Here is a 10,511-nt window from a genome sequence, read left to right on the forward strand (position 1 = left end):
TCATGAGCGGTTGGCGAGCGCTTGGTCCTGGGCCAGCAAGGCGATGGCACCGGCTCGCAACTGGATGCGAAGGGCGGTCTCCGGCGACTGCGACTGGCGAACCAGGGCATTCCAGGCCTGCGCCGCCACGGCGCGCAGCAGCTGCGGCTGGTTGGACTCGATGCGCAACAGCGTCGCCAGGCGGGCAGGGGTCAGGTCTTGCCCATGCAGAACACGATGCCCGGCCCGCAGCGGCAGCGTGGCGTTCACGGGGTGGGCTCGCACGGCCTGGGCATCGGGCAGGGGCAGTCCCTGGTCACCGTCCTGCCTTGCTCGCGTCAGTCCGGCGTCCAGGTCGACGAGTGGCTCGGGCGATGTGAGGCCTTGCTCGATCAGGTCCACCCCGGTGAGGCTCTGCCAGACGAAGCCTGCCCAGCGGGCTTGTTCCTCGTCATCCAGCGCCTTCAGCACGAAGCCCAGGTGAGCCGGATCACCCAGGAAGAGCGTGAAGCGAAGGGCCTCGCGCAAGGGCAGCTGCCCCAGCAGGGACGCCACCTCATGCTGCTGCTCCGTGGGGTTCATCAGCCAGGCCAGATGGCGCAGCCAGCGAGCCAGGCGGCGCTGGGCTTGCATGCGCGTCCAGCCGGTGGCCTGCTGGCAGACCTGCGCCTGCGCGAGCACGGCCTGCAGGAGCACGTTGACAGCGGCCGTGGACTGCGGTCCCAGCGCGATGGCGGCCTCGGCGCGCACGCACAGGTCGCCGTCCTGCAGCAAGGGCAGCAGTGAGGCCGCGCCCTTGCTGGCCCGGCACGCGGCCGCTCGCACGGCAGGGTTCGTGTGAGTCAGGACGGCCGCCATGACTGTTGGGGGAACCTCGGTGCCGCGCAGCGCGCAGGATCGCAAGGCGGCCACCATTTGCACCTGCTTGGGCTTGGCGTCGCTGCCGGTCTGGGCCCATGCGGCCTCGTTGAAGCGCTGCGCCGCGCCGGTAGATGCCACCATCAGGCCGCCGATCAGGCCACGCAGCAGCAGGTCCGGGTGGCGAGCCACCTGCGCCAGCAGAGCGGCCTGAGCTTCAGCGTCAGCGAGATTCAGTGCGACATGGCTGGCCGCAAAAGCCTCGCCCGGCTTGCGCCAGCGCTGCAGGGCCGCCAGGGCGTCGGGCCAGGCGGCGCTGCCGGCCACCGTCAGCCCCTCCAGGTGCGCGGCCAGGAGCCTTGCGAAATGCTGGAGGCGCTCGGCGCGTAGGCCGGGTTCTTGGGGTGCGGTGTCGAGTTGCTGCCAGTAGAAGGCGGCGTCCTGAATATGACGACGCAGCACTGGTAAAACAACAAGCCTAGACCGCCCATCTGGCTCGACAGAGTTCATGCACTGCGCGCCTGCTTTGCCAGGTCGGCTAGGCTGAACAGCCTCGTCCAGCTTCTGCCGTCATGCAAGGCAGCACCATAGGCGCCGGCCATCAGCATGACACCATCAGCCACGGACAGATTGCCCGCACAGTTAGTGATCTCGATGGGCTCATTGCTGCGCTGCACGCTTTCACCCTGAATCTCCCACAGCCCATAATCATTGGTGGCATACACGCGATCGCCAAACCAGACCATGTCCTTGAAGGCCAAGCTCAGGTCACCCTTGTGAATGAGCTTCCATTGGTCCCCGCGCCCACGGAATACCGTGCCCGACTGCGCCCCGATGTAGACAAACCCATCCTGGCCGCAGCACACCGACTCCAGCCACATATTGGAAGGGAAAGATATCTTGCTCCATGCGTGGCCGTCGTAATGCCAGACATCCCCACGGCCGCCGGTCGCGTAGATATCCGACTCAGAGAAGCCATCGAAGTCGCGGAATCCGACCTCGCCCTTGCCCGCCGGCGGCAGGGGACCAATTTCCTGCCATTGGTTGACACCGGTGCGCTTGAAAACGCTGCGTGGATCACCGCAGCCGTAGAGAAAACCGTTCAGAGGCTTTATTTTGTCGACAACACCGCGGGAAGGACCCTTTCCTTTACCGCCGGGAATGCTTGATTCCATTTCGCCAGCGTGCAGGTCTGCACGAAAGACCTGACCAATACGGTCAACACAACAGCAAAAATCTCTTTTGGTAGCCGCCCCAGAACACATAAGACCACCAAAGCCAGACAAATAGTGCATGATCCACACCGGCGTATCTTCTGGCATCAGACGAACGAGTCGTGCTTCCAACTCCTCTTCGAATGGCCTAGGCTTGGCATCATCCCAGTCCTGCAGCAGCACAAAGTAATAAACACCCTTGCGCACCACTGCACAGTCCCGAACGCCAAATCCGGCAAACCGCTTCTTGTATTCATCGATCGGCAGAAGATCAGATTTCATAGCATCTCAAAATTAGCCCATATCACCGATTCCGCCGCCCTTGCCGGAAACCGCCTTCAGCCTCTCACCTCCGCAGTTATAGTGCGCATCCAGCTGAGCCTGCAGGCACTTCTTATCGCACCCTGACTCGGGAAAAGTCTCTGCGAAGGTCTTTATCGCTTCCTTGCGATATTCATCGTAGGACATCGTTTCCTTTCCCGTGTCCTTCGTGTACTTCTTGACCCGCCGATCATGCGAATCGTGCAATTTCTGGAAAGCCTTTTCAAGAAGTTAGTTATCCATTGCCTGTTTTTGGGCTATTTGCAGATTCCCGGCGTATCAAAACAGCCGATGCCAGGCCTTGCCATCGAGGATTGCCGCGCCGCCGAGGCCACCCAGCAGCATCACGCCATCAGCCACCGACAGATTTCCGGCGCAGGCGCGGACTTCGGGCGGCACATCGGCATCCACCAGCCGGCCCTTGGCATCCAAGGTCCACAGCCCGTATTCGGAAGTGCACCACAGCCGATCCTGGTACCAGACGATGTCCTTGAAGGGCACGCTCATGCGGTCTTCGTGAATGACCTCCCAGCTGTCCTCGCGGCCCCTCATCAAACCGCCGGATTGCAGGCCCACATAGACATTGCCATCGCCGGCACAGCACACTGATTCCATCCGCATATTGGTAGGGATAGCGCATTGACGCCAGAGTTGGCCGTCATAGCGCCAGACATCGCCTTCTCCGCCAACGGCGTAAATGTCATCTGCACTGAAGCCGGCAATACCATCAAACCCAAACCTGCTGGCTTTCTTCGGATTTGGAGGATCCGGCAAGTTCTTGCGAATCGAGACCCAAGACTTGTCCTCATTCAAATAGCAAATGTGGCGCCACCCCCCGCAGACGTAAAGACGTCCATCAATGGTTGCAACGGCCTCCGGCCCTGTCGACAGAGGACCGGCATCAGAATTTGGGATGTCTGGCCACATTCCATCCCCCGCCTCACCGAGCACTGCGACATGTTGGACACGCCCAAGCATCACAACCGTCTTGCCCAGATTGGGCGCCACGCCCAGCATTGGAAACAGAAATCCAGTATATTTCCGCCCATCTAAATTGGCCTTGACTCCAAACGTAACGGAGCACAAAACCCGATTTCCATTGTCTTTTCCGACCTTGTCAAAAAGTACAAAACTGAAGTTGTTTCTGTCGACAGCCACACAGTCAAAGACCCAGCGATTGTCAAAAGCACGACTCAGGAAGGATTCTTCCATTTTGTAATTATCACTCATATTTTATCACCCTCGCTGCCAGCGGGATTCCCCGCAATTCCAGATTCCTTCTTTGGCCTGCAATTGAGTTTGTCATAGAAGTCCTTGAGCTGCGCCTTCAGACAAGCCTCGCTGCATCTAGACTCCGGGAACGTATGCCTTACGGATTCAATCCCCGCATCGACAGCGTCGGCTTTAGTCATCGTTCCGCCGAAAGGCACCTTTCTATGATCTTTAGACAAAACTCCCAATAGTGACTTATGTGCCTTCCCGTGTGACCCCAAACTGTTATTTGCCCCTTCCACACACATCGTAGGCGCGTTGGCATGCTGCGAACCGTTGTAGTTCTTGCAATGGTCAAACATCGCCTCTGGCAGCAAATGGTGGCCCGTCTGCCCCGGGCAGCAGCCCTTGCCTTTCAATGCCTCGGCACTGCCCGTCTGGTTATAGGGCACCAACTGGCAGCGTCGCGCAGTAACGCAGTCATTGGTGCGAGCGGCGCCTTCCATCGCATCAGTCATCAAAGCATGGAACTTCCCGTGCTCAGCCAGGGCCCCAAACCAGTCTCCCAGCTTGCGCTTGAAGTTACCCTTCTTGACGTTACCGCCATCCTTCCCGGTGCTCTTGGTTGCACCGCCCACGCAAATGACCAACCCCTCTGCATGGGTGATTTTTTCCGTGCTGGGATAGCGCCCGCCGCCTTGACTGTCAGGCAGAACGTCAACCTCGCCCGCATGCGGCTGCCCCAGCTGCAGACTCAGGCCGCGATGCTCGTGGTTGATCGACGCCGGCGGCTCCGGCATCAGGACGCGCGACTCCAGCCCCAGGGCCTGGCAGCAGGCGTTCAGGGAGGCGGCCACACCCCGACGCCACACGGCGCGGCACAGCGCGTCCGACAGTTCCGCGGTCAAGCCAGCCTGAAGCGCCATCACGGCGTTGCGCCTCCGCTCGGTGCACCAATGGGCGGATTGTCGGGATGATGGATGCGGCTCCACGTCTGCCCGTCAAACCGCGCGATGTCCTTGGGACCGATGGACCACAGCACGCCCTCCACGCTGTCCACGACGTTGGCGTCCTGCAGCTCCGGCTCCAGCCCTGTCACCACAGGGCGGATGCCCGCCGTGGCGTTCGCCGGGTCGTACATGAACAGCCCGAGGTTCGATCCCAGGTAGGCCCGCCCCTCGAAGAGCGTGATGCTGAAAAAGAGCTGGTTGTCGTCCACCGTGGAGAGGCTGCGGAAGCCGTCGCGCGCGTTGCCCAGCAACAGCGTGCCGTTGGAGCCGCAGAGCCAGATGCGGTCCTTGGATTCGACGTGGATGTTGGTGATGCGCTCTGCCACTTCGGGCAGCGGCAGCAGCTGCCATCGCGCGCCGTCCCAGTGATATGCGATGGGCGGCAGCCCGCTGGCTGACACACAGCCCACCAGGTAAATGTCCGATTCATCGGGCCCATGGATGGCCCGGGGCAGGATGCGCTCCGACACGTCGGGCGCTTGCAGCAGGCCCTGGTCCATGTGCTCCCACTGGTTCGGCGCCACCCGCTTGTAGACCTGTCCGGCGCCGCCGCAGGCGTAGAGGTGCTCGCCGATCTGCCGCAGGTCGCTCATGTAGCCCCAGCCGGTGGCGTCTGGAGAGTTCACGCCGGCGCCTGGGATTTTTTCAATGACGGGATCTCCTCCATCGTTGAAGTCAAGGTCGCCCTCATTGGACATGCCGACCAAGGACCATTGGTCGACCGAGGTCCTGTTGACGTATCTGGTGCAGGCAACGGCCCACCATCGAGTCACATAGTGTGTCCATGGCTCGTCGTCACCGAGATAGTGCTGGTACCAAACGGTGTAGGGCGCATAGGGAGGGTCGGCATCTGGAGATGCAGAAAGGAAGAGCCGAGAGGGCCCGTAGGAAATACCGCCTGTAAAGGTCACTGCGTCTTTCATCTCTACCTTCTGCGCTTGTTCGGTGTCGTGCCGTGCCGGTCGCCGCGTTCGAGTGCAGCCCTAGCAGACGTTTCCTTCGCAGGCGGCTGCTGCGTCGTCCGCCCATACTGGGACCGGTCCACGCCCTTGAAGGCCTCGCCCACTTTCTGCTTGATCTCGTCGCCGCAATGCGGTTTGACCTTGGAGACTTCCTCGATGGAAATGTCCACGATCTCGCCCAGCGGTGCCGTGCCCAGCGGGCCATTGTCTGTCCGCTTTCCGGCGGCGGCGACGCGCGGGTCCGTCCCTTCATGGGCCTGGTTGTGCTCACTCCCTGGGGTCTTGGATCCCCCGCCCAGGCAGATGGAGGGGCCGTCAGCGAGACTGGGCATGCCAGGAATCCGGTCCTGACCCTTTGCCCCTTTGCCGCGAGATCCATACCGCAGCGCGTAGTCCGGCACGATATGGTGCGCCTGCTGGCCGGCCGGGCACTTCTGATCCTTGTACGGCTTGATTCCGCAGCCCGAGTCCCCGCCGGAGCCAGTCCCCTGCACATGGAACCCATCCCCGCCCCCGCCGGACGACTCCGGCTTGCTCTTCTTGGCGGACTCTTCCTTCTTCCCCTGATCCTTCGCCTTGCGCTTCTTCCCCGGCAGCAGGCGCGTGATCTTGTCTAGCTTGGACATGACCATGCGCTCCGCATAGGCCATCCCCAGTGCCAGGGCGTCGGGCGTCTTACCCGTCAGCATGAACTCCGCCGCCGCATCCAGCGCCGTGGCTCCGGTCTCCACGGCACCGCCCGCGGCAGACACGCCTCCCCCGACCGCGGCCGTGGCACCGCCGCCCGCCACCAGCAAGCCCCCCGGCGCGGCGAGGACGCCCGAGGCCACCATGCCGCCGCCCACGGCCATGGTGCCGCCGCCGGCCGTGGCGATCGTGCCGCCCTTGTCCATCGCATCGCCGGCGAACTGGTGCAGCGGGGCTGACACCTTGTCCTTGTAGTCCTGCGCCAGCTCCTTGGCCTTGGCCTTGACGGACGCCAGCGACTCCTCCAGAAAGCCGCGCTCCTCCTGCGTCTGCGCCCGCGTCGGCGCGCCGGTCGTGCCGGCGAGCTTGGGGTCCATGCCCGCCATGGCGGCGACCGCGACGTAGACGCCCGGATTGTTGCCACCGTTCATCGTGCAGGGATCCCCCGCACGGATCACGGGCTTGCCGCCCACCCTGACGGTGCTGGAGCCCCTGCCTGGCTTGACTTCGCCACTGACCGTACCGCTCTTGACGCCCTTGGCCACGCCCGGGCTGTCACCCTTGCAGCTGGGCTGCGTGGTCTGGTTCAGCACATAGGCCGGCTTGCCGTTGAGGCGCACGCTCGGCACGGTGGCCGTGCTGTTGTCCAGTGTCGCCACGGTGGGATAGGGCAAGGGTGGTGTCGAGCTTCCCACCGGGGTCTTGTTGAAGGACGGTGCGGTGGACACCGCCTTGATCACCGTGTCCTTGCGGGCGCCCAGCATGCTAGCCATGGAGGGCCTCCTGTGCGGCTTCGCCGGCCTGGGCCGAATCCATCCAGGCACGCCAGGCCTGGGTGTCGCGCATCAGCTGCTGCCACTGCGCAGCGGCATAACTGCGGGCCTCGACCTTGCGGATCGGGTCCTCGTCGTCCTTGGCCAGAATCGCGCGCCAGACCAGGGAGACGGTTTGCCTTTCGGTGTCGACGATCAGCGTGTCCAGGCTGGCGCGGTGGTAGAAGATCTCCCCCGACGCCATGCGCACCGTGAGGGCCACCTGATGCCTGGGCAATGCCAGACGCAGGCGCGTGCCCTGCGCTGAAGATTCCGCGGCCGGCTGATCGGCCGGGCACAGGTTGAGCAGTTCCAGGTGCTCATCACCTGCCAGGTGGCCGGCTTGCTGATCGGGCCATGCGGCATTCCACACCGCAAAGTCGAAGTCCTGCGGCAGCACCTCGTCACTGGCCGCAAACCGCTCATCGACGGTGCCTGCCAGCCTTGCCCGATCGGGATGCCCCTTGGGCCGCACGCCCAGTCCGGCAACAAATGCAGAGCCATCGCCCTTGTTGCCGCTCAACACACGTTCCAGTGCCTGGGCCGTCACCGGGTGCGAGGGGCTCTCCAGGCGGGGCGCTGCGATCCGGCTGAGCCGCTCCGCCCTGAGGAACCAGGAGCGTGCGAAGCCTTTGCCTGCCGGATTTGCAGCGCAAGCATCGACGCGCAGCGCCTGCGATGCCGGCTTGGATGAGCCACTGGCACCTGCAGAGCGGCGCTTCATCGACTTCGCAGCCGGTGTGCCCGGCATGATCCGGAGTAGCCCACCCCAGGACTGCCCGAGGTCCAAGGGAACGGGTCCCGTCACAGCTCCCGCCACCAAGCGCCAGCGAGGCCAGCGCAACAGCCCCAGGCTGCCCGCCCGGAGCACGGCCCCCACCAGGCGCACCGGCGCCGATGCGCGGACGAAGGCGCGAGGTCCATGCACGATCAGGGACTTGCTCACCAGCGTCTCGCCTTCAGGCGCACGCGACAGGGCGGCCTCGCAGGCCTGTTGCCAGTCACTCAGCGCTTCAGGGCTGGGCGCCATGAAGGGATTGAGTCCTTGCGGCCGTGATGGCAGCACAACGGCGCCTGGCGGCTTGCTCAGTGTCAGACGCACGGGGAAGCTCGTCATGCGCGGCGTGCCACCTCTTGGAGGATAGGCCAGGCCATTAACGATCACGTCGCAGCGGGGCTTGTAGTGGCACAGGTCCGACTCTTTTCGTCGGTGTGGATCTCCTCGCCCGCGGGGCCCACCACGATCGCCGTCTGCAGGCCGTAGATCTTGGGCTCGATGGAGTTGTGGCTGCGCCCGGGGCGCCAGGGCACCTTTTTGCGCAGGCAACTCAGCTGCGCCTGGTAGTGCGAGACCTGACCCTGCTGGGTCTCGAAGTTGTTGCTCGCGCTGTGGCGCACCTCCAGCACGAGGAAGCTGGTGTCGTTGCCGCCACCTCATGCTCAGCTGGGGAGAGCCGTCTGCAGTGCATTGCAAGGCAAGACCTGACTCCGTCACCAGGCAATTCACTCCAGCAAGTCACTCCCCAAGCGCTGGGCGCTCACCTGCGTCAACCCTGTCAGTCTCTCCCGCCATTGCAACTCCAGCACCAAGCCATCTTCCAGAAAGAAGGCCTGGCGGCGATCCCCTGCGGCCATGTCCACCGCATTCAGCCCCAGCCCTTCGGCTTGCAGTTTGAGTGCAGCCGAGGCTGGCGTCTCATGGACGGCATCGAGGCCGAAGGGCAGTGCATGCAGCCATTGGCCGCTCCCAGGGTCCGCTGACCACTGGACGCGCCGGATCAACCATCGCTCCGGATCGCCGACCTCGACTTCGCCCGCATGTGGGTGTACCAGCTGCAGGCTCAGTCCGTGATGCTCAGGGTTGATTGACGCCGGCGGCTCCGGCATCAGGACGCGCGACTCCAGCCCCAGGGCCTGGCAGCAGGCGTTCAGGGAGGCGGCCACACCCCGACGCCACACGGCGCGGCACAGCGCGTCCGACAGTTCCGCGGTCAAGCCAGCCTGAAGCGCCATCACGGCGTTGCGCCTCCGCTCGGTGCACCAATGGGCGGGTTGTCGGGATGATGGATGCGGCTCCACGACTGCCCGTCAAACCGCGCGATGTCCTTGGGACCGATGTACCACAGCACGCCCTCCACGCTGTCCACGACGTTGGCGTCCTGCAGCTCCGGCTCCAGCCCTGTCACCACAGGGCGGATGCCCGCCGTGGCATTCGCCGGGTCGTACATGAACAGCCCGAGGTTCGATCCCAGGTAGGCCCGCCCCTCGAAGAGCGTGATGCTGAAAAAGAGCTGGTTGTCGTCCACCGTGGAGAGGCTGCGGAAGCCGTCGCGCGCGTTGCCCAGCAACAGCGTGCCGTTGGAGCCGCAGAGCCAGATGCGGTCCTTGGATTCGACGTGGATGTTGGTGATGCGCTCTGCCACTTCGGGCAGCGGCAGCAGCTGCCATCGCGCGCCGTCCCAGTGATATGCGATGGGCGGCAGCCCGCTGGCTGACACACAGCCCACCAGGTAAATGTCCGATTCATCGGGCCCATGGATGGACCGGGGCAGGATGCGCTCCGACACGTCGGGCGCTTGCAGCAGGCCCTGGTCCATGTGCTCCCATTGGTTCGGCGCCACCCGCTTGTAGACCTGTCCGGCGCCGCCGCAGGCGTAGAGGTGCTCGCCGATCTGCCGCAGGTCGCTCATGTAGCCCCAGCCGGTGGCGTCGGGTGAGTTCAGGCCAGCTCCCGGAATCTTCTCCGCCTCTGGCCATTCGTCGTCCATGAATCCGACTTCACCATCTTCTGTCAAAGTGACAAAACAACGGAGTCCGCTGGCGGGATATCGGTAGACGCCCACCGAGGTGACGATGGCTTCTTCTTCGTGGAAAGTCCAGATGTGTGGATCTTGCTCGTCGTAGGTCACTACACGCGTGTACGGTTCGTGATCTGGCAGCAAATCCATGGCCGCAGATAGGCATAGGAAGTCCAAGGTCATGGCACGGCCAGTTCGAAAAGTCGCGATCGGTTTCATGAAAATCCTCGTTAGCGCTTCTTGCGCCCGCGATTGCCGGCTTGATGGCTTTCACCTCGCTCAAGCGTCGCTCGGGCCTGACTGTCCTTCGCCGGCGGCTGCTGCGTCGTCCGCCCATACTGGGACCGGTCCACGCCCTTGAAGGCCTCGTCGACCTTCTGCTTGATTTCGTCGACGCAGGCAACTTAAGCAAGCCTGGTAGTGCGAGACCTGACCCTGCTGGGTCTCGAAGTTGTTGTCCCCCTGCTGGTTCAGCGTGGGCGCGTCCACCATCTGCGGGCGCGGGCGCTTGAAGTCGAAGCTGGACGCGCTAAAGGAGACCGCTGCATAACTTCCCTGATGCGCCGTGATCGGCCATCGGTTGCAATGGCGACATGGATAGCTTCTTCCTGATGGGCGCCAAGCCCCTGGTCCAAGACTCGCCAACGATGAAGTTGCA

11 protein-coding genes are annotated in these 10,511 nt (G+C 63.5%); all 11 read right to left on the reverse strand.

The window, feature by feature from the left end; all coding sequences use genetic code 11:
• A complete protein-coding gene (locus tag O9Y01_RS13565) occupies nucleotides 1–1,299 on the reverse strand; it encodes a hypothetical protein (RefSeq protein ID WP_269632091.1) in 1,299 nt (432 codons plus the stop codon).
• A 44-nt stretch (nucleotides 1,300–1,343) separates the two neighbouring features.
• Complete coding sequence (locus O9Y01_RS13570; protein ID WP_269632093.1) at nucleotides 1,344–2,333, reverse strand: WD40/YVTN/BNR-like repeat-containing protein; 990 nt, start codon at nucleotides 2,331–2,333, stop codon at nucleotides 1,344–1,346.
• A gap of 12 nt (nucleotides 2,334–2,345) precedes the next feature.
• A complete protein-coding gene (locus O9Y01_RS13575) occupies nucleotides 2,346–2,519 on the reverse strand; it encodes a hypothetical protein (RefSeq protein ID WP_269632094.1) in 174 nt (57 codons plus the stop codon).
• 132 nt (nucleotides 2,520–2,651) lie between these two features.
• Entirely contained in the window at nucleotides 2,652–3,584 is a 933-nt protein-coding gene (locus O9Y01_RS13580; RefSeq protein WP_269632095.1) for a hypothetical protein, read from the reverse strand.
• A 14-nt stretch (nucleotides 3,585–3,598) separates the two neighbouring features.
• On the reverse strand, nucleotides 3,599–4,510 hold the full coding sequence (locus O9Y01_RS13585) for an HNH/endonuclease VII fold toxin-2 domain-containing protein (RefSeq protein ID WP_269632140.1): 912 nt from the start codon (nucleotides 4,508–4,510) through the stop codon (nucleotides 3,599–3,601).
• Nucleotides 4,510–5,220, reverse strand: a complete 711-nt coding sequence (locus tag O9Y01_RS13590) for a hypothetical protein (RefSeq protein ID WP_269632096.1) — start codon at nucleotides 5,218–5,220, stop codon at nucleotides 4,510–4,512. Before O9Y01_RS13590 ends, O9Y01_RS13585 begins: the two co-directional genes overlap by 1 nt.
• A 299-nt stretch (nucleotides 5,221–5,519) precedes the next feature.
• Entirely contained in the window at nucleotides 5,520–7,016 is a 1,497-nt protein-coding gene (locus O9Y01_RS13595) for a DUF4150 domain-containing protein (protein ID WP_269632097.1), read from the reverse strand.
• Complete coding sequence (locus O9Y01_RS13600) at nucleotides 7,009–8,172, reverse strand: DUF2169 domain-containing protein (RefSeq protein WP_269632098.1); 1,164 nt, start codon at nucleotides 8,170–8,172, stop codon at nucleotides 7,009–7,011. The genes O9Y01_RS13595 and O9Y01_RS13600 overlap by 8 nt, the downstream gene beginning before the upstream one ends.
• 44 nt (nucleotides 8,173–8,216) lie before the next feature.
• The gene (locus O9Y01_RS13605) at nucleotides 8,217–8,462 is read right to left on the reverse strand and encodes a hypothetical protein (RefSeq protein WP_269632099.1); all 246 of its coding nucleotides are present in this window, start codon (nucleotides 8,460–8,462) and stop codon (nucleotides 8,217–8,219) included.
• A gap of 96 nt (nucleotides 8,463–8,558) precedes the next feature.
• Nucleotides 8,559–9,050 carry a hypothetical protein gene (locus tag O9Y01_RS13610; protein WP_269632100.1) on the reverse strand — a complete coding sequence of 164 codons (492 nt, stop codon included), beginning with the start codon at nucleotides 9,048–9,050 and terminating at the stop codon, nucleotides 8,559–8,561.
• A gap of 17 nt (nucleotides 9,051–9,067) precedes the next feature.
• Complete coding sequence (locus O9Y01_RS13615; RefSeq protein WP_269632101.1) at nucleotides 9,068–10,072, reverse strand: hypothetical protein; 1,005 nt, start codon at nucleotides 10,070–10,072, stop codon at nucleotides 9,068–9,070.
• Nucleotides 10,073–10,511: the final 439 nt, after the last annotated feature.

This window comes from Pelomonas sp. BJYL3 (assembly GCF_027257975.1).
In the GTDB taxonomy this organism is placed as follows: Bacteria; Pseudomonadota; Gammaproteobacteria; order Burkholderiales; family Burkholderiaceae_C; genus Roseateles_B; species Roseateles_B flavus.

Excerpts from the sequence above, each read along its gene's own strand:
- O9Y01_RS13570 (WP_269632093.1), bottom strand. The coding sequence starts at position 2,333 with ATGAAATCTGATCTTCTGCCGATCGATGAATACAAGAAGCGGTTTGCC.
- O9Y01_RS13575 (WP_269632094.1), bottom strand. The coding sequence starts at position 2,519 with ATGTCCTACGATGAATATCGCAAGGAAGCGATAAAGACCTTCGCAGAG.
- O9Y01_RS13580 (WP_269632095.1), bottom strand. The coding sequence starts at position 3,584 with ATGGAAGAATCCTTCCTGAGTCGTGCTTTTGACAATCGCTGGGTCTTT.
- O9Y01_RS13585 (WP_269632140.1), bottom strand. The coding sequence starts at position 4,510 with ATGGCGCTTCAGGCTGGCTTGACCGCGGAACTGTCGGACGCGCTGTGC.
- O9Y01_RS13595 (WP_269632097.1), bottom strand. The coding sequence starts at position 7,016 with ATGGCTAGCATGCTGGGCGCCCGCAAGGACACGGTGATCAAGGCGGTG.
- O9Y01_RS13600 (WP_269632098.1), bottom strand. The coding sequence starts at position 8,172 with ATGACGAGCTTCCCCGTGCGTCTGACACTGAGCAAGCCGCCAGGCGCC.
- O9Y01_RS13615 (WP_269632101.1), bottom strand. The coding sequence starts at position 10,072 with ATGAAACCGATCGCGACTTTTCGAACTGGCCGTGCCATGACCTTGGAC.